Here is a 24780-nt window from a genome sequence, read left to right as displayed (position 1 = left end):
AAATCGCAAATTCTTGGTATAAAGCGGTCAAATCGATTGAATTTCTCGGGCGGAGGGGTTGATGGCCGGCGGCAAATGCCTTGCATTGATTGCGCATGACCAGAAGAAAGACGACATGGCGGATTTCGCCCGCGCCAACCGGGACGTTCTCTCCCATTGGAAGATCGTCGCCACCGGCACCACCGGCGGGCGCGTGCTCGACGCCGCCCCCGATCTCCACGTCACGAGGCTGAAAAGCGGGCCGCTCGGCGGCGACCAGCAGATCGGCGCCTTGATTTCGACCGGCGAGGTCGACGCCCTGATCTTCTTCGTCGACCCCTTGACGCCGATGCCGCACGATGTCGACGTGAAGGCGCTGATGCGTCTGGCGATCGTCTACGATATTCCGATGGCGCTCAACCACGCGACCGCTATAAAACTTCTTCCCACACTCGAAGCCTGATCAGCACGGAACCGGCCATGCCAAAACCGAACAACAGCATCGCTCCGCAGCCTTTCCCGATCCTGATCGGCGATATCGGCGGCACGAATGCCCGCTTCTCCATCCTGACCGATGCCTATGCCGAGCCGAAGCAGTTTCCGAACGTGCGCACGGCGGATTTCGCCACGATCGACGAAGCGATCCAGCAAGGCGTGCTCGACAAGACCGCCGTGCAGCCGCGCTCGGCGATCCTCGCCGTCGCCGGCCCGATCAACGACGACGAGATCCCGCTGACCAATTGCGACTGGGTGGTGCGGCCGAAGACGATGATCGAGGGCCTCGGCATGGAGGATGTGCTCGTCGTCAACGATTTCGAGGCGCAGGCGCTGGCAATCGCCGCGCTTTCGGATGAAAACCGCGAACGCATCGGCGACGCCACCGGCGACATGATCGCCTCCCGCGTCGTGCTCGGACCAGGCACCGGCCTCGGCGTCGGCGGGCTTGTGCATGCCCAGCACAGCTGGATCCCGGTTCCCGGCGAAGGCGGCCATGTCGATCTCGGGCCGCGCAGCAAGCGCGATTATGAAATCTTCCCGCATATCGAGACGATCGAAGGCCGCGTTTCGGCCGAGCAGATCCTCTGCGGGCGCGGCCTCGTCAACCTCTACCATGCCATCTGCGTTGTCGACGGCATCCAGCCGACGATGAAAGATCCCGCCGACATCACCTCGCATGCGCTTGCCGGCAGCGACAAGGCAGCCGTAGAGACCGTCTCGCTGTTTGCCACCTATCTCGGCCGCGTGGCGGGCGACATGGCGATGGTGTTCATGGCGCGCGGCGGCGTCTATCTGTCCGGCGGCATCTCGCAGAAGATCATCCCGGCGCTGAAGAAGCCGGAATTCCGCATCGCCTTCGAGGACAAGGCGCCGCATACGGCGCTGCTTCGCACCATCCCGACCTATGTGGTGACGCATCCGCTGGCAGCGCTTGCCGGGCTTTCCTCCTATGCGCGGATGCCGGCAAATTTCGGCGTCTCGACCGAAGGCCGCCGCTGGCGGCGCTAGGCCCGGCACGCAAAGCAAATAGAGCGTCCTTGGCGTGCCCTATGCGGGCGCGCGGCGCTCTAGCCAAACCGGTCCCAACTCTTTATAGACCCCGGCAAATGTGCGCGTCGCCTTCGCGGGGCGCTTGGTCCGAGACAGGAAACCTCATTTTTGGAAGCGGCGGAAAGCAGAACGCAGAGCGTCAGCAGCGATACCGTAACCGGTATCCTGAAGCGCATCATCGCTGAAAACGGCCGCGACCATCTGTGGGGCTATGTCTTTGCGATCGCCTGCCTCATCGTGGTGGCGCTTTCGACGGCGTTCACCGCCTGGATCATGCGGGCGATCATCGACGAGGCCTTCGCCAATCGGCGCGCCGACGTCGTCTGGATCATCTGTCTTTCGATCTTCATAGCCTTCGTGCTGCGCGGTTTTGCGAGCTACGGTCAGGCGGTGGCGCTTTCCAAGGTCGGCAACGATATCGTCGCCCGCTACCAGCGCCGGCTCTATGCGCATCTGATGACGCTTTCGGTCGGCTTCTTCAGCGAGGCGCGCTCTGCCCATATCGCCGCGCAGGTGAGCCAAAACGTCAGCGGCATCCGTGACGTGCTCAACCTGACGATCACCTCGACAGTGCGCGACCTGCTGACCTTTGTTTCGCTGCTCGCCGTGATGATCCTCCAGGATCCGCTGCTCAGCCTTGCCGTGTTCATCATGGCCCCACCGCTGCTCTATGCGCTGCGTTATGTTTCCAAGCGGCTGCGCTCGGCCACCCGCGAGGCCGTACATCTGAACAGCCACGTTCTCGGCGCCATGCAGGAGACGATCCAGGGTATCGCCATCGTGAAAGCCTTCACGATGGAAGAAGAGCTGGAACGGAAGGTCAACAAACTCATCAAGGGCGCCGAAAGCCGGGCGAACCGGATTGCCCGGCTTTCCGAACGCACTTCTCCTCTGACGGAAAGTTTCGCGGGCTTTGCCGTCGCCAGCGTGCTTGCCTATGCCGCCTACCGCTCGATCTATAACAATGTGCCGCCAGGCGCCTTCTTCTCCTTCGTCACGGCGCTGCTGCTTGCCTATGATCCGGCCCGCCGGCTTGCCCGCCTGCAGGTGCAGATGGAGCGCGCCGTCGTCAATGCGCGGATGATCTACGAATTGCTCGACATGGAACCGCGCCAGCGCGACCTGCCGGATGCCCGGCCGCTGACGGTGACGCAGGCAAGGATTGAATTCCGCAATGTGTCATTCGCCTACGGCAATGAGAGCGTGCTCAGCGGCGTCAGTTTCATCGCCGAGGGCGGTGCGACCACCGCACTTGTCGGTCCCTCCGGCGCCGGCAAATCCACCGTCATCAGCCTCATTCCGCGCTTCTACGATCCGCGCGAGGGCGAAATCCTGATCGACGGACAGGACATCGCCCACATCACCAAGAAGTCGCTGCGCCAGCAGCTCGCCTATGTCTCGCAACAGCCCTATCTTTTCGAGGGCACGATCCGCGACAATATCCGCTATGGCCGGCCGGAAGCGACCGATGCCGAGGTGGAAGAGGCGGCACGCCTTGCCTATGCGCATGACTTCATCTCGGCACAGCCGCAGGGTTACGAGACACCGGTCGGCGAAAACGGCGTGACGCTTTCGGGCGGCCAGCGCCAGCGGCTGTCGATCGCACGCGCCCTGGTGCGCAATGCGCCGATCCTGCTTCTCGACGAGGCGACCTCGGCCCTCGACACCGAATCCGAAGCAGCCGTGCAGAAGGCGCTCGACGAAGCGATGAGCGGACGCACCGTCGTCGTCATCGCCCACCGGCTTTCGACCGTGGTGCGGGCCGACAAGATCGTCGTCATGCAGCAGGGCCGCGTCGTCGAGGAAGGCAATCACGAGACGCTTGCGAAGGTCAGCGACGGTCTTTACGCTCGCCTCAACAACCTGCAGAGGCCTTCGGCCTCCGATTCAAACTGAATTGGTGAGACTGACATGAGCGATGCTGCGATGAAACTGGTGGTGGTTGGCGCAGCAGGACGCATGGGGCAGACGCTGATCCGGCTCATCCATTCGATCGATGGCGTGACGCTGCATGCCGCGGTCGAGCGTGCCGGCTCGCCCTTCGTCGGCAAGGATGCCGGCGAGATCGCCGGTCTCGGCCCGACCGGTGTCATCGTCGGCGACGATCCGCTCAATGCCTTTCTCGATGCCGAAGGCGTGCTCGACTTCACCTCGCCCGCTGCAACAGTAGAATTCTCAGGCCTCGCCGCGCAGGCCCGCATCGTCCATGTCATTGGCACGACGGGCTGTTTACCCGACGACAATGCCAAGATCGCCGCAGCGGCCCGCCATGCCCGCATCGTCAAGTCGGGCAATATGAGCCTCGGGGTCAATCTGCTCAGCGTGCTCGCAGAGCAGGCAGCGCGTGCGCTCGATCCTGATGACTGGGATATCGAGATCCTGGAAATGCACCACAAGCACAAGGTGGATGCGCCTTCCGGCACCGCCCTTCTGTTCGGCGAGGCCGCGGCAAAGGGGCGCAGCATCGATCTGGCCGCGAAGTCGGTCCGGGTGCGCGACGGCCATACCGGCGCCCGTGAAGCGGGCACGATCGGCTTTGCGACGCTGCGCGGCGGCTCCGTCATCGGCGAGCATTCCGTGCTTTTTGCCGGCGAAGGTGAAATCGTCACCCTATCGCACAGTGCGGCCGACCGCTCTATCTTCGCGCGTGGCGCCATCAAGGCGGCCCTTTGGGCACGCGACAAGAAGCCGGGTCTCTATTCCATGCTCGACGTGCTCGGGCTTTCTTCCTCATAACGATACTACGGAGGCATATTCATGAGCGGTACCCTCGTCCTCGTTCGCCACGGCCAGAGTGACTGGAACCTGAAGAATCTCTTCACCGGCTGGAAGGATCCCGATCTGACCGAGCTCGGCGTCCAGGAAGCTAATGCAGGCGGGGCTGCGCTCGCCGAATACGGGATTAAATTCGACGTCGCCTATACCTCGGTGCTGGTGCGCGCGCAGCACACGCTGAAGCTCATCCTCGACAAGGTCGGCCAGCCCGATCTCCAGACGATCCGAGACCAGGCGCTGAACGAGCGCGACTACGGCGACCTCTCCGGCCTCAACAAGGATGATGCACGCGCCAAGTGGGGCGAGGAACAGGTGCATATCTGGCGCCGTTCCTATGACGTGCCGCCTCCCGGCGGTGAAAGCCTGCGCGACACCGGCGCCCGCGTCTGGCCCTACTACCTCACCGAAATCCTGCCGCGCGTCCTCAGAGGCGAAAAGGTGCTGGTTGCCGCACACGGCAATTCGCTGCGCTCGCTGGTGATGGTGCTCGACAAGCTGAGCAAAGAAGGCGTGCTCGCCCTCAATCTCGCCACCGGCGTGCCCATGGTCTACACGCTGAAGGCGGATTCCACCGTCGCTTCCAAGGAAGTGCTCGGCGACATGTCCGGCGCACATTGATCTCAGCTGATCTTTCCCCGCTTCGGCGGGGAAAGGCGCTCAATTCTCGATGGTGAACTGTACCCGGTCGGCCGCGAAGCGGCTGATCGAATATTGCACCGGCACACCTTCAAGATCGGTATTCATCGCCTTGGCGATCAGCAGGATCGCGCCGGGAGTGAGTTCGAGGTCGGCCATATCGGCTGCACTCGCATGGGCGGCCGTCACTTCGGTCGTCGCCCGGACATAATCCGGCAGGCCGAGTTCGGCGAAAGCCTTGGTGATCGATTCCGCCGTCCGGTAAGCCGCACCGATACCGGCAAAGCGTTCGGCGGGAAACCAGCTCGTCGCCCTTGAAACCGGCCGCTTGTCTGCCTGGCGCAGCGTTTCCAGGCGGATCACCTGATCTCCTTGCTTCAGGCCCAGCCAGCGGGCGATCTCGGCACTCGCTTCCTCCTTTGCCTCATCGAGCAGAAGGCCGCGCATTTCACGCGCCTGATCGCCGATGCCGGCGGTGAAACGCGTGCGCCGCGTGATCGGGAAATTCAGCCGCTCCTTGCGCTCGATCAGCGTGCCGCGACCTTGTACCGCGCGGACGATACCCTCCTGCGCCAGCGCCGCCAGCGCACTGCGCACGGTATGCCGGTTGACGCCAAATTGCAGCGCCAGCATGGTTTCCGGCGGCACCATTCCCGTTTCGTCATAGGCGCCGCTGCTGATCGCCTCGCGAATCCGATCGGCGATCTGGCGCCAGAGCGCCACGCCGGTTTGCCTTTGCACCTGCTTCAATCCCGCCATTCCGCCCCTGCCCACCCATTTACACTCACGATGTCACACGCTTGTCACGACATCGATTTAGAGCTAAATGTATCTTGTATGGTTGTCTATATCAATAGACATTTTAAGGGAAGCGGCGATGATATCAGCGGACAGCAAAGCCCCTGCGTCACAGACGGCATCCGGGCGCAAACGCGCCGCCGATCTGCTGGCGCGCGCGGAACGCAGCGAACTCTTGGCGGTCTTCGATGCGTTGCCGGAAAAGCCTGTGGCTCATCAGGTGCGCGGACCGGAGACCGGGCTGGTGATGGTGCGCGGACGCATCGGCGGCGGCGGCGCTCCCTTCAATCTTGGCGAAGTGACGGTGACGCGGGCGACGGTCCGGCTCGACTCCGGTTCGGTCGGCCATGCGCAGGCGCTCGGCACCGACCGCGAGAAGGCCAGGCTTGCGGCGATCTTCGACGCGCTCTGGCAGGAGGAAGCGACGAAGGACTTCGTCGAACAGGCCCTGCTTTTGCCGATCACTGAGCGGATCGCCGATGCCGAACGCCGCAAGGCGGACGAGACGGCGGCAACCCGCGTCGATTTCTTCACCATGGTGCGGGGAGACAACTGATGGGCCTGAAGACAGAAGCTTTGACCGGCGGCTTTGCCGAGCCGGTCTTCCATGCCCAAAGCGTCTTCAAGATGCTGATGGACGGTATGGCCCGCCCCGGCACGATCCAGACTGTTCAGCCCGATGTCGCTCCGCCGGCACCGCTCGGCATCGCCGCCGGCACGATCGCGCTGACGCTTTGCGACCACGACACACCCGTCTGGCTTTCCCAGGGACTGGCGAAATCGGCCGTGCCGGAGTGGCTCGGCTTCCACACCGGCGCGCCGTTGACCAGCGAAAAGGCCGAGGCGCGTTTTGCCTTCACCGAGGCCGGCACCGCACTTTCCTCCTTCGGCCTCTTTGCATCCGGCACGCAGGAATATCCCGACCGCTCGACGACCCTCATCATCGAGCTCGCCGAACTTGAGGGCGGCCGCAGGCTGGCGCTGATGGGTCCGGGCATCCAGAGCGTAGCGGAGATGACGCCTATCGGCCTGCCGGAGACTTTCCTGCGGCTCTGGACTGAGAACCGTGCGCTCTTTCCGCGCGGCGTCGACATCGTGCTGACATCGGGCAGACGTTTCCTCTGCCTGCCGCGCACCACCAAGATCACAGCAACGGAGATCTGAGCTCATGTATGTTGCCGTCAAGGGTGGCGAGGCCGCCATCGCCAATGCCCACCGCCTGCTCGCCGACCGCCGCCGCGGCGACCGTTCGCTGCCGGCGATCGGCATCGAACAGATCGTGGCGCAGCTGGCGCTCGCCGTCGACCGTGTCATGGCCGAGGCCTCGCTTTTCGATCGCACGCTCGCAGCCCTTGCCATCCGCCAATCGCGCGGTGACATGATCGAGGCGATCTTCCTGCTGCGCGCCTACCGAACGACGCTGCCGCGTTTCGGCTATTCGAAGCCGCTCGACACGGCTGATATGACGATCGAACGCCGCATCTCGGCGACCTACAAGGATCTGCCGGGCGGCCAGCTTCTTGGGCCTACCTTCGACTATACCCACCGCCTGCTCGATCCCTCGCTACTTTCGGACGAGGCGGTCGAGACGCCCGCTCAGCGCGCCGCCGAGACCGGCCGCGTCATGCGCGTCTCCGAGATCCTCGGCGAGGAAGGCCTGATCGAGGCCGACGGCGACATGCCGGAAGACCACGAGATCGGCGACTTGACCCGCGAGCCGATGGAATTCCCGATGACCCGCGATCTGCGCCTGCAGGCGCTTGCCCGCGGCGACGAGGGCTTCCTGCTGGCGCTCGGTTATTCCACCCAGCGCGGCTACGGCCGCAACCACCCCTTCACCGGTGAAATCCGCATCGGCGACGTCGAGGTGGAATTCGACGTGCCGGAACTCGGTTTCGCCGTCTCGCTCGGCACGATCCAGATCACCGAATGCCAGATGGTCAACCAGTTCAAGGGTTCGGCCAAGGCGCCGCCGCAATTCACCCGCGGCTACGGCCTGGTCTTCGGCCAGAGCGAGCGCAAGGCGATGGCGATGTCGCTGGTCGACCGGGCGCTTCGCGCCGAAGAGCTCGGCGAGGATATCACCGCACCGGCACAGGATGAGGAATTCGTTATCTCGCACTCCGACAACGTCCAGGCGACGGGCTTCGTCGAGCACCTGAAGCTTCCGCATTATGTGGACTTCCAGGCCGAACTCGATCTCGTCCGCCGTATGCGCCGCGAATTCGAAGCCGCCCGCAACGGTGGCGAAGACATGAAGGAAGCCGCCGAATGACCGATCTGGCCAGCTACAACTTCGCCTATCTCGACGAACAGACCAAGCGGATGATCCGCCGCGCCATCCTGAAGGCGATCGCCATTCCGGGTTACCAGGTGCCCTTCGCCTCGCGCGAAATGCCGATGCCCTATGGCTGGGGCACCGGCGGCGTGCAGGTGACGGCCTCGATCATCGGACCCGATGACGTGCTGAAGGTCATCGACCAGGGCGCCGACGACACGACCAACGCCGTTTCCATCCGCGCCTTCTTCCAGAAGGTCGCCAATGTCGCGGTGACGACGCATACCAAGGATGCGACGATCATCCAGACGCGCCACCGCATTCCCGAAGAAAAGCTCGGGGTCGGGCAGGTGCTCGTCTACCAGGTGCCGATCCCCGAGCCGCTGCGCTTCCTCGAGCCGCGCGAAACCGAGACGCGCAAGATGCACGCTCTCGAAGAATACGGCCTCATGCATGTGAAGCTGTACGAGGATATCGCCCATAACGGCCGCATCTCACGGACTTACGCCTATCCGGTGAAGGTCCACGGCCGCTATGTCATGGACCCGTCGCCGACGCCGAAATTCGACAATCCGAAGATGCATATGTCGGATGCGCTGCAGCTCTTCGGCGCCGGGCGCGAGAAACGCATCTATGCGGTTCCGCCCTATACCGACGTCGTCAGCCTGGATTTCGAGGATTATCCCTTCGATATCCAGCGTTTCGATAAACCCTGCGCCCTTTGCGGTGCGGAGGAAGTCTATCTCGACGAGGTGGTTCTCGACGACAAGGGCGGGCGGATGTTCGTCTGCTCCGACACCGATCATTGCGAAGACCGCCGCGCGCACGGACATGCCGGCGAGATGCTGGCCCGGGAGGCTGCAGAATGAGTGATACCCCGCTTCTCAAAGTTCACGACGTTTCAAAATTCTACGGCAACCGCATCGGCTGCCGCGACGTCTCCTTCGAGCTCTGGCCCGGCGAAGTGCTCGCCATCGTCGGCGAGTCCGGCTCCGGTAAGACGACGCTGCTCAACTGCCTCTCCACCCGGCTGCTGCCGAGCACCGGCAGCGTCGAATATCACATGCGCGACGGCAGCTACCGCGATCTCTACCGCATGAACGAGGCCGAGCGACGTTTCCTGATGCGCACCGACTGGGGCTTCGTGCATCAGAACCCGGCAGACGGCCTGCGCATGACCGTTTCTGCCGGCGCCAATGTCGGCGAACGGTTGATGGCGATCGGCGACCGGCATTACGGCAAGATCCGCGCTTCAGCGATCGACTGGCTCGAACGCGTCGAGATCGACGCCGACCGCATCGACGACCAGCCGCGCGCCTTTTCCGGCGGCATGCGCCAGCGATTGCAGATCGCCCGCAACCTCGTCACCGGCCCGCGCCTCGTCTTCATGGACGAGCCGACCGGCGGCCTCGACGTCTCGGTGCAGGCGCGCCTGCTCGATCTCGTGCGCGGCCTCGTCAACGATCTCGGCCTCTCGGCCATCATCGTCACCCACGATCTCGCCGTCGCCCGCCTGCTTTCGCACCGGATGATGGTGATGAAGGACGGCTACGTCATCGAACACGGGCTCACCGACCGCGTGCTCGACGACCCGCGCGAACCCTATACGCAGCTGCTCGTCTCCTCGATCCTGCAAGTCTGAGGCCCAAAACCAAGGAAGAAGAAATCATGGCAACGCCCCTCGTCGTTTCCGAAGTCTCGAAGAGCTTCACCATGCATCTGCGCGATGGCATCAAGTTGCCCGTCGTCTCCGATGTCGCCTTCTCGGTCGCATCGGGCGAATGCGTCGTGCTCGGTGGCCCATCGGGCATCGGCAAGAGCTCGCTGCTCAAGATGATCTACGGCAATTATGCCGTCGACACCGGCCAGATCCTCATCCGCCACGACGGACGCATCGTCGATCTCGCCTCCACCGATCCGCGCACCGTGCTCAACGTCCGCCGCAATACGCTCGGCTATGTCAGCCAGTTCCTGCGCACCGTGCCGCGCGTCGCGGCGATCGACGTGGTTGCCGAACCGCTGGTGGCACGCGGTGAGGACGCCGTCACGGCACGGGAAAAGGCGGGCGACCTGCTCGCCAGGCTCAATCTGCCGGAAACGCTCTGGCAGCTTCCGCCCGCCACCTTCTCCGGCGGCGAGCAGCAACGCGTCAACATCGCGCGCGGTTTCATCACTGAGCATACGATCCTGCTTCTCGACGAACCCACAGCCTCGCTCGACGCCAGGAACCGCGCCGTCGTCGTCGGCATGATCGCGGAAAAGAAGAAGGCGGGTGTGGCCCTTCTCGGCATCTTCCACGACGAAGAAGTGCGCGAAGCCGTCGCCGACCGCATCCTCGACGTCCAGCAATTCTCACCCAGAAAGATCGCCGCATGAGCCGCAAGCTGGGTATCGAGCCCTATTTTCATGAGACGGCAACCGTCAGCGATTCCACCTTCGGGCGCTATACCGAGGTTTCCGAACGCTGCCGCATCAGCGAGGCCACGTTCGGCGACTATTCCTACATCATGCAGGATGGTTCCGTCTGGTGTGCGACGATCGGCAAATTCGTCAATATCGCCGCCGCCGTGCGCATCAACGCCACCAACCATCCGACCTGGCGCGCGACGCTGCATCATTTTACCTATCGCGCCGCCGACTACTGGCCGGACGGCGACATGGAGACGGACTTCTTCGCCTGGCGGCGGGCAAACCGCGTGACGATCGGCAACGACGTCTGGATAGGCCACGGGGCGACGATCCTGCCCGGCGTCAACGTCGGCAACGGCGCGGTGATCGGAGCCGGCGCCGTCGTGTCTAAGGACGTCGCGCCCTATGCGATCGTCGGCGGCGTACCGGCCAAACTCATCCGCGAGCGCTTTCCAAGAGAGGTCGGCGAACGGATGGACAGGCTTGCGTGGTGGGACTGGGAGCACGACCGGCTGCGCCAGGCACTCCAGGATTTCCGCAACCTGAACGCGGAAGATTTCCTGTCCCGTTACCCCGGTTAAACCCCCGATATAGGGGCGGAGAATTGTGACAGGACTTACACAAAAACGACATGCGAGGTTCATCAAGCGGGACTAATGCGATGCTGACCAAAGCCTGGATCGCAAGGGAAGAGCATGATGTTCGAGCTGAAGAATGTCACACGTCGTTTCGGAAAAAAGCTCGCCGTCGATTCCGTCACGCTCGCCATTCCCCAGGGCCAGATGGTCGGCATCATCGGCCGCTCCGGCGCCGGCAAGTCGACGCTGCTGCGCATGATCAATCGCCTTCAGGAGCCGAGCTCCGGCTCCGTTCATTTCGCCGGTGTCGAGGTCTCCGGGCTTCGCGGCCAGGCGTTGCGCAACTGGCAGCGCGACTGCGCGATGATCTTCCAGCAGTTCAACCTGGTGCCGCGCCTCGACGTTCTCACCAATGTCATGCTCGGCCGCCTCAACCACCGCTCGACGCTGATGAGCCTGCTCAACATCTTCACCCGCGAGGAACGTGTGCATGCCATCGCGGCACTCGAACGTCTCGGCATCGAGCAGACGGCGCTGCAGGCAGCCGGCACGCTTTCCGGCGGCCAGCAGCAGCGCGTGGCGATCGCCCGGGCGCTGTTGCAGAACCCGAAAATGGTTCTCGCCGACGAGCCGATCGCCTCTCTCGACCCGCTGAACGCCAAGATCGTCATGGATGCGTTGCGCGACATCAACGAGCGCGAGGGCATCACCGTCATCACCAACCTTCACACGCTCGACACCGCCCGCAACTATTGTGAGCGCATCGTCGGCATGGCCGGCGGCCGCGTCGTCTTCGACGGCAAGCCCGCGGAACTGACCGCCGAAGCGGTGAAGGAGATCTACGGGACGGACAAGGACGGCGCCGGCATCGATGAAACGGTGACCTCGACATCAATCAATATCGCCCCTGAGCGGGCAGACAATCAATCCGCCGGCACACAGCCGCTGGCGCTGGCGCTGGCCGGCCTCTGAGAGAGGCAGCCGCGATCGAGCGCCCGCGTCAAGGGCACACTTCTTCGTAACGGGAAGGCCGGGGACACCGGTCAATAGGAGAGAACATGTTGAAGAAAGCACTCTTTGCGGCAACGGCGCTCTTCGCGCTCGCCGGCGCTGCCCACGCTGCAGACCTCAAGGAATTCCGCATCGGCATCCTCGGCGGCGAAAACGAAACCGACCGCCTGCGCAACTATGCCTGCCTTGCCGACCACCTGAAACAGGAATTCGGCTTCGAGAAGGTTTCGCTCTTCCCGGCCGCCGACTATGACGGCGTGATCCAGGGCCTGCTCGGTGGCACGCTCGACTTCGCCGAACTCGGCGCCTCCGGCTATGCCGCCGTCTACATCAAGGAGCCGAAGGCTGTCACGCCGATCCTGACGACGCAGCAGAAGGACGGCTCGACGGGCTATTACTCGATCGGCCTCGCTCTGAAGTCCTCCGGCATCAAGTCCATCAAGGACGCCAAGGGCAAGAAGCTCGGCTACGCCGATCCTGATTCCACCTCCGGTTACCTCGTTCCGCTGACGCAGATCCCGAAGGACACGGGCATGCCGAACGACAAGTTCTTCGCCTCGACCCAGTTCAACGGCGGCCACGAGAACAACCTTCTCGCTGCCTATGACGGCAAGGTCGACATTGCCGTCGACGATAGCTCCGGCATCGGCGACTTCAAGGACGGCTACACCTCCGGTACCTTCCGCAAGGAAGTCGACAAGGGCGCCGTCGATCCGAACAAGCTGGTCGAAGTATGGCGTTCGCCGCTGATCCCGAACGGCCCGCTCGTCGTTCGCAACGCTCTCGGCGAAGAGTGGCAGACGAAGCTTGCAGCCTTCTTCACGGCTCTGCCGGAAAAGGACCACAAGTGCTTCGCCGCTGTCGAAGGCGGCGACTACAAGGGTTACGCCCCCGTCAAGCACGACTTCTACAATGCCGTCGTCGACGTCCGCAAAGCTGCCATCGGCGGCTGATGGGGTTTTTCGAATGCAGGGCGGCCGGAAACGGCCGCCCTTTATCTTGTGACTAGAACTGTGCGCGTCCTTTCGAGAGCCGCAAAGGACGCTGAAGCACTTTGAATTGCGCAGTAGGCGAGGCGTTGATGACTATTGCCAATACACAGCCGCAGATGCAGAGCACCAAGGAGATCGGCACCGCCTGGGACCGGATGGTCGCCAAGCGCCGCTTCTATACCGTTCTCGGCCTGGTTATCCTGATTGCGGCTTTCGTCAGCTCTGTCCGCTTCGCCGATGAGAGCAATGCCGGCCATTTCTTCGACCGCCTGCCGCATCTCTTCGACTTCCTGAGCTGGCTCATCCCCAAGGATTGGCACGACGTCTGGCGCGCGCTGTTTGATATAGCGAGCGTCAACGACAAGGGCGGCGAGGAATTCAATTTCGACAGGGGCCGCGTCTATGTCTGGGGCGCCTTCTACATTCCCGAATATTTCGAGCTAATGATCGTCACGATCAACGTCGCGTTGATTTCGACCATCATCGCCTTCGTCTTTGCCGTCCCCTTGAGCTTCTTTGCCGCTCGCAACCTGACAAATTCATGGCCGCTGCGCATCGTCACCAAGCGGCTGATGGAATTCCTGCGCGCCTTCCCGGAAATCGTCATTGCCGGGCTGTTTTCGGCGATCCTGTCGATCGGGCCGGTCGCCGCCATCATCGCCATCACCCTGCACACGATCGGCGCGCTCGGAAAACTCTTCTACGAAGTGGCCGAGAATATCGACATGAAGCCGCATGAGGGCATGAAGGCCGTCGGCGCCAACTGGTGGGAGCGTATCCGCTTTGCCGCCCTGCCGCAGGTGTTGCCGAATTTCACCTCCTATGCGCTGCTGCGCCTTGAGATCAACGTGCGCGCCTCGACCATCATCGGCGCCGTCGGCGGCGGCGGCATCGGCGAGGAGCTGAAGCTTTCGATTTCGCGCGGCTTCGGCGCCAAGACGGTGGCGCTCGTTCTCCTGCTGTTCGTGACGATCGTCGCCGTCGACCAGTTCTCCGCATGGCTGCGCCGCCGCCTTGTCGGCGAGCACGCCTTCCTCCTGCAACATTGAGGCCGCCATGACGGTGATCGACGCAAACCGCATGCACGAGATAGAAACGCGCTATCCGGAATATTTCCACCGGTCGTTCCGCCAGCGTTTCGGCGGGCTGATGATCCTCATCGCAACGCTGCTCTACAGCCTCTATGCCGTCTGGTTCTTCGACTTGCCCAAGCTTTTCGCCGAAGCGCATTGGGAGCGCGTCGGCATCTATCTCAGCCAATGGGTGAGCTACGATGTCCAGCCGGAATTCCGCATCGAGGATGACGGCTCGATCGACATCCGTTATCCGCGTTTCTCGCCGCTCGGCGACAATCCGCATCCGGACTGGCTGGTCAACAACCCCGACGGCAGCATCACCGTTTCGATCAGCGGCACCAGCCGCAGCGTCACCGTCTCGAAGAGCGAGACGATCGTGACCGCGCATGGCGTCAGCGTCCCGGTGGACGTTTCGAGCGGTGCGCCGAAAGTCGTCGGACCCGTGCCCGGCTGGATGACTGTTTATGACGACAACGTGCTGGCCGATCTCGGCTTTGCCGGCAATGTCAGCATTTCCGTCGACCGGGTGAAGATCCGCAAACGTTTCATCGGCTGGGCGAATTTCATCTTCGACACGCAATCATCCTTCTTCGACAAGCCGGTCGGCGAGGTCGTCAGCCTCATCGTCTCCGGTCCGCGCATCAAGCCCGACCAATCCAACCTGTCGCTCGCCTTCGACGATATTTGGAACAACAGCGAATGGCAGCACGGCGACGTCTGGACCAAGCTTTTCCAGACGATCGTCATGGCATTCCTCGGCACGCTGCTCGGCTCGCTTACCGCCTTCCCGCTCGCCTTCCTGGCAGCGCGCAACATCACGCCGAACCGCCTGTTGAACCAGATCCTGAAGCGCTTCTTCGATTTCCTGCGCTCGGTCGACATGCTGATCTGGGCGCTGTTCCTGACGCGCGCCTTCGGGCCCGGCCCGCTTGCCGGCAGCGGTGCGATCTTCCTCACCGAGACCGGCACGCTCGGCAAGCTCTATTCCGAAGGCCTCGAGAATATCGACAACAAGCCGCGGGAAGGCATCAAATCAACAGGCGCTCAGACCGTGCTCGTGCATCGTTATGGCATTATGCCGCAGATCGTTCCCGTCTTCGTCAGCCAGACGCTCTACCAATGGGAATCGAACGTGCGCGGCGCGACTATTATCGGCGCTGTCGGCGCCGGCGGCATCGGCCTCAAACTGTGGGAGGCCATGCGCACCAATGCCAATTGGGAAAACGTCGCCTACATGGTCATTCTGATCCTGATCGTCGTCTTCATTTTCGACACCGCCTCGAACGCGTTGCGCCACCGGCTGATGGGCACGAAAGCCCACTGATCCATCCGTCAAAGCAGTGTCGGCGTTGCCGCCATCATCATTCTGTCACGGAAATCTTTTAGCCGGGAGCCTGCTTGCGGTTCGCCGCCAAATCACTGCACAGTGCCCTCCCCGTTTGGACGATCTCCAGGATAAAAGCCTTGCGCTACGCTCTCTATTTCTCGCCGCCGAAGGATGATCCCCTGACCGGCGCGGCCTCGCTCTGGCTCGGCCGCAATGCTTTCACCGGCGAGACCTATCCGGCACCGGAATATGAGCAACTGGGTGCTGCAGAACAGTTCGAGCTGACCGCCGACCCCCGCCGCTACGGCTTTCATGCCACGATCAAGGCGCCGTTTTCGCTCGCCTCTTCCGTCACCGAGAAAGATCTCATGACCGTTGCCGAGGATTTTGCCCAGCGCACGCAAGCCTTCGAGATTCCTGAACTCGTACTTGGCCAGCTCGGCCGTTTTTTTGCCCTCGTTCCCGGTTCTCTTCATCAACCTCTTCAGGATTTCGCCGCGAAGGTGGTAAGGTCCTTCGAACCGTTCCGCGCAGCGCTTTCCGAGGCCGATATGGCGCGGCGCAATCCGGAGAAGCTCAGCGACAGCCAGCGCGCCCATCTGCAGCGCTGGGGTTATCCTTACGTCATGGAGGATTTCGGCTTTCACATGACGCTGAGCGGCCAAGTGCCCGAGACACGCGCCGCAGTGATGAAAGCGATCCTGACCGAGCGGTTTGCCGATTTCACCGGCCGGCCGCTTTCGATTTCCGGCCTTGCCGTCTTCATCGAGGAGACGCGCGGCGCCCCATTCAAAGTTCATTCCTGGCTGCCGCTTGCCGGCGCCAAAAGCTGAAAGACCTGACGACATGAGCAAAGAGACCGTGTTTTCCAACGCCCGCATCGTTCTCGAGGACGACATCCTCTCGGGCTCGATCCTCATCCGCGACGGGAAGATCGCCGACATCTCCGGGGGTAACTCGGTAGCCGGCGAAGATTTCGAAGGCGACTACGTCATTCCCGGCCTCGTCGAGCTGCACACCGATCATCTCGAAGGCCATTATCAGCCGCGCCCCGGCATTCGCTGGAACAAGACCGCCGCCATCCAGGCGCATGACGCCCAGATCGTCACCTCAGGCATTACCACGGTGTTCGACTGCCTGCGCATGGGTGCGGACGAGGACGGCGGCTTCGAACATGGCGAGATGCGCGAGATGGCCGATGCCATCCAGTCGGCAGAGACGGAAGGCAGGCTGCGTGCCGAGCACCTGCTTCATTTGCGCTGCGAGGTCTCGGCCGACAATGTGCTCGAACATTTCGCCGACTTCGAAAACGACCGGCATGTGCGGCTCGTCTCGCTGATGGATCATGCGCCCGGCCAGCGTCAGTTCCAGACGATGGATCAATATATCTTCTACTACCAGAAGAAGCGGGGCCTCAGCGACGAGGCCTTCGCCCGTTTCGTCGCCAAGCGCCAGGCAGAATCGGCGCGTAATTCGACGCCACACCGCAACGCCATCGCCAAGGTCTGCGCCGAGCGCGGTATCACCGTGGCAAGCCATGACGATGCGACGCTCTCGCACGTCGACGAGGCGATCGACAACGGTGTGCGCTTGGCCGAGTTCCCGACCAGCTTCGACGCCGCCCGGGCGTCGCACGGACATGGCATGAGCGTGCTGATGGGCGCGCCGAACATCGTGCGTGGCAAATCCCATTCCGGCAATATCGCCGCCCGCGACCTTGCCGAGATGGGGGTGCTCGACGTGCTTTCCTCCGACTACGTACCGCTCAGCCTGCTGCATGCGCCGTTCATCCTCGCCGACGAGGTCGAGAGCATCAGCCTGCCGAAGGCGATCGCCATGGTGACGTCGACGCCCGCCCGCACCGTCGGCCTCGATGACCGCGGCCGGATCGCGACGGGGCTGCGCGCCGATCTCGTCCGCGTCCACCGTTCGCACGGCGTGCCGGTGACACGCTCCGTATGGCGCCAGGGACGCCGTGTCGCATGACGATGTCGCACGAACCCCACGCAGGAGCCGGAGCCGAGCGCGGCATCATGGTCGTCGTCGTCGGACCGAGCGGCGCCGGCAAGGACACGCTGATGAACCTCGCGGCCCGGCGTTTCAAGGGCCGCGACAATGTGCACTTCGTCCGCCGCGTCATCACCCGTCACCGTGACGCCGGCGGCGAAGACCATCTTTCCGTCTCCCTCGAAGGTTTTGCCGCCATGGAGCAGTCAGGCTCCTTCGCCGTCTGGTGGGAAGCGCACGGGCTGAGATACGGCATTCCGGCCGAGGTCTCGGTGGCGCTGTCGAGAGGCCATGTCGTCGTCGCCAACGGCTCGCGCTCGGCACTTCACCGGTTCCAGGCAGCCTTCCCGCGGCTGAAGGTCATCAATGTCACCGCCCGCCCTGAGGTGCTCGCCGGCCGGCTGGAGGCGCGCGGCCGCGAGACGCATGAAGATATCATGGCCCGGCTTGCCCGCGGACCGCTGACGGTGCGCGGCGAATACGACGTGGTGGAGCTCGACAATAGCGGCTCGCTCGAAGAGGCCGAGCAGAAGATGATCGAAATCCTCGACGGATTGCTGACCAAGGCGCCCTGACGAGCGGCTGCAGACATTCACGAGGTGCCAGGAGCCCCCTCACCCTGCCCTCTCCCCGAGGGGAGAGGGGATGTCGGAGCAAGCGGCGTACTCCTTCCGCGCCTTCGCCAGAATTACTCGCCGTCGCCCCGTCCCGAGACGATCTCGCGCTTGCCGACATGGTTGGCCGGGCCGACGAGGCCTTCTTTTTCCATGCGCTCCACCAATGAGGCGGCACGGTTGTAGCCGATGCCAAGGCGGCGCTGGATGTAGGAGGTCGAGCATTTCTTGTCGCGCATGACGACCTTGACAGCCTGCTCGTAGAGCTCGTTGCCATCCTCGGAGGCCATGGCGCTCTTGTCGAAGACGGCGCCGGCTTCTTCCTCTTCCGTCTCTTCCTCCTCATCGGCGGTGACGGTGTCGAGATATTCCGGGCGGCCCTGGGTTTTCAGGTGGGCAACGACCTTTTCGACCTCGACATCCGAGACGAAGGGTCCGTGGACGCGGGAAATCCGCCCGCCGCCCTGCATGTGCAGCATATCGCCCTGACCGAGCAGCTGCTCGGCGCCTTGTTCGCCGAGAATGGTGCGGCTGTCGATCTTCGACGTCACCTGGAAGGAAATGCGGGTCGGGAAGTTTGCCTTGATCGTGCCGGTGATGACGTCGACCGACGGACGTTGTGTCGCCATGATCAGGTGGATGCCGGCGGCGCGCGCCATCTGGGCGAGGCGCTGGATCGCACCTTCGATGTCCTTGCCGGCGACCATCATCAGGTCGGCCATCTCGTCGACGATGACGACGATATAAGGCATCGGCGTCAGGTCCAGCGCCTGGCTTTCCTCGATCGGAGTGCCGGTTCCTTTGTCGAAGCCGACCTGGACCATGACATGGATGGTCTCGCCCTTTTCGCGGGCCTGTGCCATGCGATCGTTGTAACCGTCGATGTTGCGGACACCGAGGCGCGACATCTTGCGATAGCGCTCTTCCATTTCGCGCACGGCCCATTTCAGCGCCATGACCGCCTTCTTCGGATCGGTGACGACTGGCGTCAGCAGATGCGGGATGCCGTCATAGACGGACAGTTCGAGCATCTTCGGGTCGACCATGATCAGGCGGCACTGTTCCGGCGTCATGCGGTAGAGCAGCGACAGGATCATCGTATTGATGGCGACCGACTTGCCGGAACCGGTGGTGCCGGCGACAAGCAGATGCGGCATCTTGGCGAGCTCGGCAATGACAGGCTCGCCGCCGATGGTCTTGCCGAGGCCGAGCGCCAGCTTGTAGCCGCTCTTCTCGAAATCCTGGCTCTCGATCATCTCGCGGAAATAAACGGTTTCGCGCGTGACATTCGGCAGTTCGATGCCGATGACGTTGCGGCCGGGCACCACGGCAACGCGAGCCGAGAGCGCCGACATTGAGCGGGCGATATCATCGGCAAGGCCGATGACGCGCGACGATTTCACGCCCGGCGCCGGCTCGAATTCATAGAGGGTGACGACAGGGCCGGGGCGGACATGGATGATTTCGCCCTTGATGCCGAAATCTTCCAGCACGCTTTCCAGAAGCCCGGCATTCTGCTCCAGCGTCTCTTGCGACATGATCTCGCCAAGGCGTTCCGGCGGTTCCTGCAACAGGGCACGCGGCGGGAATTCATAGCCGGATGCGTCGATCCTTTCGGGCCTCACGGCCAGCCGCGGCGACGGCAGGACCGCGGCGACGGGCGGCGTGCGCTGCGGCGCCGGCGCTGCCTGAGGGGCTGATGCAATTTGAGGGGCTGGCGCGACCTGAGTGGCTGGCGCAGCCTGAGGTGCCAGCATGACCGGTGCCTCGACAATAATGCGCCTGGGCTTTTCCAGGGACGGGGCGGCCGCAGGGCGCGCGGCAACCTTCACGGAGACCGCGGCGGGCTGCGGGGCCGGGCGGGAGACGACGGGAGCGGGGGCCGGCCGGCCGGGGCGCCATTCCATAATCCGGAACAGCGACGTGATCGATTCGGGCGAGGTCTCGGTCTTCGGGAACGATATCAACGGCGGCGCGCGAACCGGCTCTGCCTCTTCGAAGGCCATAACTTCCCAGAAGGCGAAATCCGAAATGGAGGAAAGCTCGGCGCTGGCGCGGAAAGCCGGCGCGCCGGCCTCATCAAGCAAAGGTGACTGCTGCAGTTCGATCCTGTGCGGTGCTGCGGAAATTTCGTCCGGCTCCGGCAGATAGATATCGAACGGCACGTCGACGGCAACCGGCTCTATCCGTATTGCCTGCTGTCCAATCTGCGAATCATCGCGAACGGGCTCATTCGGCGCACGCCGCCTGCTGATCAGCGTTTCCGGCGTGCGGGTGAAACGCACATTCGGCGCGAGGGAAAAGTTGCTCTGCCAGATGGGTGCCGCCGGCTTCTCCCCTGGGTTTTCCTCCGGAAGGTCCGTTTCAATCTCGCTGGAAAAATCTCCGGCATCCGTCAAATTGGTTCTAGGAAAACGCATGCGTCCGCTACTCACTCATGCTTTGCAAATTACGACCCTACCGGGATAGAAAAGGAAGGTTAATAAGTTCCTTCCTGCCGTATCGTTCCGATACGCCCCCTTGGGATAAATCGCTGCAGTTTCAATGAGTTCTGGCAGTGAGAAAAATCTTTGCCAATTTTGGGGAGGTGCTCTGATCGCTCCTCGCGCTTTAGGCTTTATTTCCGCGCAAGTCGTTGTCGCAAAGACCGCCGCACAGTTTTGCGCGACATGCTTTAGTGCGCCTCGTCCCAATTGGTGGCGGCGCGGGCATCGACCCTCAGCGGCACGCGCATTTCCAGCGCCGGCATGGTGGCGTTTTCCATGACCGAGACGATGACCGGCATCGCCTTTTCGACATCCTCGTCCTCGACCTCGAAGATGAGTTCGTCATGCACCTGCAGCAGCATGCGGACGCGATCGGCAAGGCCGACTTCAACAAGCGCCGGCTCTATCTTGATCATCGCCCGGCGGATGACGTCGGCAGCCGAGCCCTGGATCGGCGCGTTGATCGCCGCACGCTCGTTAAAGGCACGCACGGATGGATTGGAAGAGCGGATTTCGGGATAGTTGATGCGGCGACCGAAGATCGTTTCGACATAACCCTTGTCGCGCGCCATGGCCTTTCGGCTTTCCATATAATCGCGGATGCCGGGGAAACGCTCGAAATACTTCTTGATGTAGTCGCCGGCTTCCGAACGCTCGATCGAAAGCTGATTGGCAAGCCCGAAGGCCGAGATGCCGTAGATGATGCCGAAATTGATCGCCTTGGCGCGGCGGCGCACCTCGCCCGGCATGCCTTCCACCGGCACGCCGAACATTTCCGACGCCGTCATGGCATGGATGTCGACGCCATCTTCGAAGGCCTTGGTCAGCTGCGGGATTTCGGCCACATGGGCAAGCACGCGCAGTTCGATCTGGCTGTAGTCGGCGGAGATCAGCTTGTGGCGGGGCGTCGAGATGAAGGCGGTGCGGATCTTGCGGCCTTCTGCGGTGCGCACCGGAATATTCTGCAAGTTCGGCTCGGACGATGACAGGCGTCCCGTGGTCGTCGATGCCAGCGAGTAGGAGGTGTGGACCCGCTTTGTCTCGGGGTGAACGTAACCCGGAAGCGCGTCGGTATAGGTGGATTTCAGCTTGGTGACCTGGCGCCAGTCGACGATCTTGCGCGGCAATTCGAAACCGGCGGCGGCCAGATCCTCGAGCACCTGGGCGGAGGTGGACCATTGGCCGGTCTTCGTCTTGCTGCCGCCGGAAAGGCCCATCTTGCCGAACAGGATATCGCCCAGCTGCTTCGGCGAACCGATATTGAAACGCTCGCCGGCCAGCACGTAGATCTCGTCCTCCAGCCTTGCTGCACTCTGGGCCAGCTCGCCGGAGAGGCGCGACAGGATCTGCCGGTCGACGGTGATGCCGCGCGCTTCCATGCGCGCCAGCACCGGCAATAGCGGCCGCTCCAGCCGTTCATAGACGCTGGTCAATCCCGCCGCCGCCAGCCGGGGCTTCAGCACCAGCCAGAGGCGCAACGTCACCTCGGCATCTTCGGCGGCATAGTGGGTGGCGCGGTCGATATCGACCAGATCGAAGGTGACGTTCGCCTTGCCGCTGCCGGCCACGTCCTTGTAGGGAATCGGGGTATGGCCGAGGAATTTTTCCGAGAGCGGGTCCATGCCATGCGCGCCGGTGCCGGCATCGAGCACGTAGGAGATCAGCATCGTGTCGTCGAAACTCCTGGTCTCGATGCCGTAGCGCTTCAACAGCAGGTAGTCGTATTTCAGGTTCTGGGCGACCTTGAGAACCGCTTCGTCCTCCAGCAATGCCTTCAGTCGTGGCAGAGCATCGCGCATCGGGATCTGGTTTTCGGCAAGGCCGCCGCCGAGCAGATCGCCGACGCCGTTCTTGTGGACGAGCGGCACATAGGCGGCACGGATCTTCGTGCCGGTGGGATCGGCGGTATTGTCGGCGATCGCCAGCGAAAAGCCGACAAGTTCGGCCTGCATCGCATCCAGCGACGTGGTCTCGGTATCGAAAGCAACGAGGCCGGTGACGCGTGCATCGGCAATCCATCGGTCGAGTGTCGCCAGGTCGCGGATCGTGACATAGGCCGAATGATCGAAGGGCAGCGTCGCAAAGACCTCGGCCCGCGCCTTGGCAAGATCGGCGGGCGAAAAGGCGCCTTCGACCGCGGTCTTCGCCTTTGCACGCGGCGGCACCGGCACGGATTCGCCGGAAACGTCGGGGATGCCGCCGGCAACAGGCTCGGGCGCGGCCGCATCGAGATCCGGGCCGCGGGCCGTCTCACCCCATTCGACACGGACGATCGCCGGTTCGATGGCGCCGGCATCGCAATTGCAGGCTTCGGCGACGCGGCGCGTCAGCGTGGTGAATTCCATCGTCTTGAGGAAGCCGATCAGCTTCGGACCGTTCTGCGGTTCCAGCACCAGCGCGTCGAGATCGAGATCGAGCGGCACGTCTATGCGCAACCGCACGAGGTCGCGCGAGAGCCTGGCCATGTCGATATTGGCGAGGATCGTCTCACGGCGCTTGACCTGCTTGATCTCGGTGGCGCGTTCGAGCAGCGTATCGAGATCGCCGTATTCCTCGAGCAGCTGGGCGGCGGTTTTCGGACCGATGCCGGGAATGCCGGGAACATTGTCGACTGAATCGCCGGTCATCGCCTGCAGGTCGATCATCTTTTCCGGCGGCACGCCCCATTTCTCGATGACATCGGGAATGCCGATCTGCTTGTCCTTCATGCTGTCATACATATGGACATTGGGGCTGACGAGCTGCATCAGATCCTTGTCGGAGGAGACAATGGTGACATCGGCGCCGGTCGCTTCGGCCTGGCGGGCATAGGTGGCGATGATGTCGTCGGCCTCGAAGCCTTCGGTCTCGATGCAGGGCAGATTGAAGGCGCGGGTCGCCTCTCTTATAAGGCCGAATTGCGGGATGAGCTCTTCAGGCGGGGCGGAGCGGTTCGCCTTGTAAGCGTCGTAGAGATCCTTGCGAAACGTCTTGGCGGAATAATCGAAGATGACGGCAAGATGTGTCGGCGTGACGCCGACATCGGTATTGCGCGCATCCCTCAGCAGTTTCCACAGCATGTTGCAGAAACCGGACACGGCGCCGATCGGCAGGCCGTCGGTCTTGCGGGTCAGCGGCGGCAATGCATGAAACGCCCGGAAGATGAATCCGGAACCATCGACTAGGAAGAGGTGATCGCCTTTTTTCATGCGTGCATGGATAGCGCGGGCATGGGACGAGGTCCATATGGAGTTCGGCATAAAGTTCGGCGCGCGAAAAGGTTTATGGCGCTCGGAGCGTCACACAGCGCCGCGCGTCTTTTCGGACGTGCAAAGGACGCTGAGCACTTGGCTTTGCTGCATAATTTTATCCTTCCATCGATTCCGATCTCAGGAATTGTGCGGCAGGAATTCCGGCTCACCAAACTGTTACCGATTTGTAACGATCGCCCTCCCTTGAAAAACCACATTCTGAGCCACAAATCCATGTCACCGGCGCTTGATCGCGTCGCGGGTCTGATTACCGGCTTGTCCCCCGCCGCGTCAGGCTTGGACAAAGGCCTTATCCCCCTCTCCGGGCCTTTGTCCCCACTTTAAAGTCGCCATGGCCAACCTCCAGGCCATGGCGACTTTTGTTTTTCCAGGCACTCGCAATTATCATCACGGCTTGCATGTTTAGGAGCATCGTATGCGATTTGTTGCATTGTCTCCGGCATGGTTTTGAGCCTAATTTGCAATCATGGGATTTAACCGCATGGATTCGGGAGCCTACCTTGCCAGCCAGCTGGCGAAGGGTTTTGCCCGCTCGCTGCACCAGCGCGCGGTCGGGCTCGGTTTTTCTCCGGGCCAGTTCCCCATTCTGCTGGAACTCTGGGCCGAGGACGGGCTGACCCAGAAACAGCTTCTCGAGCGAGTCGATATCGAGCAGGCGACCATGGCCAATACGCTTTCGCGCATGGTCCGCGACGGGCTGATCGAGCGCCGGCCGCATCCATCCGACAAGCGGGCGCAACTGCTCTTCCTGACGCCGAGGGCGCGCGCCATGGAGGCCGAGGCGATTGAGACCGCGCGTGAGGCCGATCTTGCGCTGTTTAAAGGTTTCCGGGTTTTCGAACGCGAGCTGACGCTTGAATATATCCGCCGGCTTCTGGAAAACGCCAAGGCGCTCTGACCACTGCATAATTCCTTAAATCGGAATCGACAGCGTCCTTTGCGCGTCTGAAAAGACGCGCGGCGCTGTAAGATCACTCGCCAGCACCCTGTGCGCGTCGCAGCGACGGCACGCCGG

At 62.7% G+C, this 24780-nt stretch carries 23 protein-coding genes; 20 read left to right on the top strand and 3 right to left on the bottom strand.

Annotated elements, in window-relative coordinates:
• The first annotated feature begins 61 nt into the window (after positions 1-61).
• The 5 genes from AC2444_RS22520 to AC2444_RS22500 all read left to right on the top strand — a co-directional run bounded on the left by AC2444_RS22520 (position 62) and on the right by AC2444_RS22500 (position 4920).
• A complete protein-coding gene (locus tag AC2444_RS22520) occupies positions 62-442 on the top strand; it encodes a methylglyoxal synthase (RefSeq protein WP_012759700.1) in 381 nt (126 codons plus the stop codon).
• A 17-nt stretch (positions 443-459) separates the two neighbouring features.
• Entirely contained in the window at positions 460-1485 is a 1026-nt protein-coding gene (locus tag AC2444_RS22515) for a glucokinase (protein ID WP_012759699.1), read from the top strand.
• Positions 1486-1635: 150 nt separating this feature from the next.
• Positions 1636-3423, top strand: a complete 1788-nt coding sequence (locus AC2444_RS22510; protein WP_012759698.1) for an ABC transporter ATP-binding protein — start codon at positions 1636-1638, stop codon at positions 3421-3423.
• Positions 3424-3438: 15 nt separating this feature from the next.
• Positions 3439-4263 carry a 4-hydroxy-tetrahydrodipicolinate reductase gene (gene dapB, locus AC2444_RS22505; protein WP_012759697.1) on the top strand — a complete coding sequence of 275 codons (825 nt, stop codon included), beginning with the start codon at positions 3439-3441 and terminating at the stop codon, positions 4261-4263.
• A 21-nt stretch (positions 4264-4284) separates the two neighbouring features.
• The gene (locus tag AC2444_RS22500) at positions 4285-4920 is read left to right on the top strand and encodes a 2,3-bisphosphoglycerate-dependent phosphoglycerate mutase (RefSeq protein WP_012759696.1); all 636 of its coding nucleotides are present in this window, start codon (positions 4285-4287) and stop codon (positions 4918-4920) included.
• Positions 4921-4959: 39 nt separating this feature from the next.
• On the opposite strand, the gene phnF is transcribed toward AC2444_RS22500, so the two are convergent.
• Entirely contained in the window at positions 4960-5697 is a 738-nt protein-coding gene (phnF, locus tag AC2444_RS22495) for a phosphonate metabolism transcriptional regulator PhnF (protein ID WP_012759695.1), read from the bottom strand.
• Positions 5698-5815: 118 nt separating this feature from the next.
• On the opposite strand from phnF, the gene phnG reads away from it, so the two are divergent.
• The 14 genes from phnG to phnN all read left to right on the top strand — a co-directional run bounded on the left by phnG (position 5816) and on the right by phnN (position 17989).
• Entirely contained in the window at positions 5816-6292 is a 477-nt protein-coding gene (gene phnG, locus AC2444_RS22490) for a phosphonate C-P lyase system protein PhnG (protein WP_012759694.1), read from the top strand.
• Entirely contained in the window at positions 6292-6900 is a 609-nt protein-coding gene (gene phnH / locus AC2444_RS22485; RefSeq protein ID WP_012759693.1) for a phosphonate C-P lyase system protein PhnH, read from the top strand. The genes phnG and phnH overlap by 1 nt, the downstream gene beginning before the upstream one ends.
• 4 nt (positions 6901-6904) lie before the next feature.
• Positions 6905-8011, top strand: a complete 1107-nt coding sequence (locus tag AC2444_RS22480) for a carbon-phosphorus lyase complex subunit (RefSeq protein WP_012759692.1) — start codon at positions 6905-6907, stop codon at positions 8009-8011.
• The gene (locus tag AC2444_RS22475) at positions 8008-8883 is read left to right on the top strand and encodes an alpha-D-ribose 1-methylphosphonate 5-phosphate C-P-lyase PhnJ (RefSeq protein ID WP_012759691.1); all 876 of its coding nucleotides are present in this window, start codon (positions 8008-8010) and stop codon (positions 8881-8883) included. The genes AC2444_RS22480 and AC2444_RS22475 overlap by 4 nt, the downstream gene beginning before the upstream one ends.
• Positions 8880-9656 carry a phosphonate C-P lyase system protein PhnK gene (gene phnK, locus AC2444_RS22470; RefSeq protein ID WP_003544413.1) on the top strand — a complete coding sequence of 259 codons (777 nt, stop codon included), beginning with the start codon at positions 8880-8882 and terminating at the stop codon, positions 9654-9656. The genes AC2444_RS22475 and phnK overlap by 4 nt, the downstream gene beginning before the upstream one ends.
• A 26-nt stretch (positions 9657-9682) precedes the next feature.
• On the top strand, positions 9683-10390 hold the full coding sequence (gene phnL, locus AC2444_RS22465) for a phosphonate C-P lyase system protein PhnL (RefSeq protein ID WP_012759690.1): 708 nt from the start codon (positions 9683-9685) through the stop codon (positions 10388-10390).
• Complete coding sequence (locus tag AC2444_RS22460; RefSeq protein WP_128449206.1) at positions 10387-11004, top strand: DapH/DapD/GlmU-related protein; 618 nt, start codon at positions 10387-10389, stop codon at positions 11002-11004. The genes phnL and AC2444_RS22460 overlap by 4 nt, the downstream gene beginning before the upstream one ends.
• A 117-nt stretch (positions 11005-11121) precedes the next feature.
• Positions 11122-11973, top strand: coding sequence for a phosphonate ABC transporter ATP-binding protein (gene phnC, locus AC2444_RS22455; RefSeq protein ID WP_041935610.1), 852 nt, complete (start codon positions 11122-11124; stop codon positions 11971-11973).
• Between the two features lie 86 nt (positions 11974-12059).
• Positions 12060-12965, top strand: a complete 906-nt coding sequence (phnD, locus tag AC2444_RS22450) for a phosphonate ABC transporter substrate-binding protein (RefSeq protein ID WP_012759687.1) — start codon at positions 12060-12062, stop codon at positions 12963-12965.
• A gap of 128 nt (positions 12966-13093) precedes the next feature.
• Positions 13094-14053, top strand: a complete 960-nt coding sequence (gene phnE, locus AC2444_RS22445; protein WP_012759686.1) for a phosphonate ABC transporter, permease protein PhnE — start codon at positions 13094-13096, stop codon at positions 14051-14053.
• Positions 14054-14060: 7 nt separating this feature from the next.
• Complete coding sequence (gene phnE, locus AC2444_RS22440; RefSeq protein ID WP_012759685.1) at positions 14061-15404, top strand: phosphonate ABC transporter, permease protein PhnE; 1344 nt, start codon at positions 14061-14063, stop codon at positions 15402-15404.
• Between the two features lie 140 nt (positions 15405-15544).
• The gene (locus AC2444_RS22435; RefSeq protein ID WP_012759684.1) at positions 15545-16240 is read left to right on the top strand and encodes a DUF1045 domain-containing protein; all 696 of its coding nucleotides are present in this window, start codon (positions 15545-15547) and stop codon (positions 16238-16240) included.
• Between the two features lie 13 nt (positions 16241-16253).
• Positions 16254-17393, top strand: coding sequence for an alpha-D-ribose 1-methylphosphonate 5-triphosphate diphosphatase (locus tag AC2444_RS22430; protein ID WP_026157533.1), 1140 nt, complete (start codon positions 16254-16256; stop codon positions 17391-17393).
• Positions 17390-17989 (top strand): phosphonate metabolism protein/1,5-bisphosphokinase (PRPP-forming) PhnN, encoded by a 600-nt coding sequence (gene phnN / locus AC2444_RS22425; RefSeq protein ID WP_012759682.1) that lies wholly within the window; start codon positions 17390-17392, stop codon positions 17987-17989. The genes AC2444_RS22430 and phnN overlap by 4 nt, the downstream gene beginning before the upstream one ends.
• 113 nt (positions 17990-18102) lie before the next feature.
• Here the strand turns inward: phnN and AC2444_RS22420 are convergent, their stop codons facing one another.
• Together AC2444_RS22420 and polA are read right to left on the bottom strand one after the other, a co-directional pair.
• A complete protein-coding gene (locus AC2444_RS22420) occupies positions 18103-20448 on the bottom strand; it encodes a DNA translocase FtsK (protein ID WP_012759681.1) in 2346 nt (781 codons plus the stop codon).
• 254 nt (positions 20449-20702) lie between these two features.
• On the bottom strand, positions 20703-23702 hold the full coding sequence (polA, locus tag AC2444_RS22415) for a DNA polymerase I (protein ID WP_113546637.1): 3000 nt from the start codon (positions 23700-23702) through the stop codon (positions 20703-20705).
• 544 nt (positions 23703-24246) lie between these two features.
• Between polA and AC2444_RS22410 the strand changes: the two genes are divergently transcribed.
• A complete protein-coding gene (locus AC2444_RS22410) occupies positions 24247-24663 on the top strand; it encodes a MarR family winged helix-turn-helix transcriptional regulator (RefSeq protein ID WP_003544385.1) in 417 nt (138 codons plus the stop codon).
• Positions 24664-24780 lie beyond the last annotated feature (117 nt).

Source organism: Rhizobium sp. WSM1328 (assembly GCF_057653715.1).
Note: the sequence above shows the minus strand (reverse complement) of the source record. Positions and strands in the feature narration are given on the sequence as shown.

Coding starts and splice junctions, on each gene's coding strand:
- AC2444_RS22520 (WP_012759700.1), top strand. CDS start 62: ATGGCCGGCGGCAAATGCCTTGCATTGATTGCGCATGACCAGAAGAAA.
- AC2444_RS22515 (WP_012759699.1), top strand. CDS start 460: ATGCCAAAACCGAACAACAGCATCGCTCCGCAGCCTTTCCCGATCCTG.
- dapB (WP_012759697.1), top strand. CDS start 3,439: ATGAGCGATGCTGCGATGAAACTGGTGGTGGTTGGCGCAGCAGGACGC.
- AC2444_RS22500 (WP_012759696.1), top strand. CDS start 4,285: ATGAGCGGTACCCTCGTCCTCGTTCGCCACGGCCAGAGTGACTGGAAC.
- phnF (WP_012759695.1), bottom strand. CDS start 5,697: ATGGCGGGATTGAAGCAGGTGCAAAGGCAAACCGGCGTGGCGCTCTGG.
- phnG (WP_012759694.1), top strand. CDS start 5,816: ATGATATCAGCGGACAGCAAAGCCCCTGCGTCACAGACGGCATCCGGG.
- phnH (WP_012759693.1), top strand. CDS start 6,292: ATGGGCCTGAAGACAGAAGCTTTGACCGGCGGCTTTGCCGAGCCGGTC.
- AC2444_RS22480 (WP_012759692.1), top strand. CDS start 6,905: ATGTATGTTGCCGTCAAGGGTGGCGAGGCCGCCATCGCCAATGCCCAC.
- AC2444_RS22475 (WP_012759691.1), top strand. CDS start 8,008: ATGACCGATCTGGCCAGCTACAACTTCGCCTATCTCGACGAACAGACC.
- phnK (WP_003544413.1), top strand. CDS start 8,880: ATGAGTGATACCCCGCTTCTCAAAGTTCACGACGTTTCAAAATTCTAC.
- phnL (WP_012759690.1), top strand. CDS start 9,683: ATGGCAACGCCCCTCGTCGTTTCCGAAGTCTCGAAGAGCTTCACCATG.
- AC2444_RS22460 (WP_128449206.1), top strand. CDS start 10,387: ATGAGCCGCAAGCTGGGTATCGAGCCCTATTTTCATGAGACGGCAACC.
- phnC (WP_041935610.1), top strand. CDS start 11,122: ATGTTCGAGCTGAAGAATGTCACACGTCGTTTCGGAAAAAAGCTCGCC.
- phnD (WP_012759687.1), top strand. CDS start 12,060: ATGTTGAAGAAAGCACTCTTTGCGGCAACGGCGCTCTTCGCGCTCGCC.
- phnE (WP_012759686.1), top strand. CDS start 13,094: ATGACTATTGCCAATACACAGCCGCAGATGCAGAGCACCAAGGAGATC.
- phnE (WP_012759685.1), top strand. CDS start 14,061: ATGACGGTGATCGACGCAAACCGCATGCACGAGATAGAAACGCGCTAT.
- AC2444_RS22430 (WP_026157533.1), top strand. CDS start 16,254: ATGAGCAAAGAGACCGTGTTTTCCAACGCCCGCATCGTTCTCGAGGAC.
- phnN (WP_012759682.1), top strand. CDS start 17,390: ATGACGATGTCGCACGAACCCCACGCAGGAGCCGGAGCCGAGCGCGGC.
- AC2444_RS22420 (WP_012759681.1), bottom strand. CDS start 20,448: ATGCGTTTTCCTAGAACCAATTTGACGGATGCCGGAGATTTTTCCAGC.
- polA (WP_113546637.1), bottom strand. CDS start 23,702: ATGAAAAAAGGCGATCACCTCTTCCTAGTCGATGGTTCCGGATTCATC.
- AC2444_RS22410 (WP_003544385.1), top strand. CDS start 24,247: ATGGATTCGGGAGCCTACCTTGCCAGCCAGCTGGCGAAGGGTTTTGCC.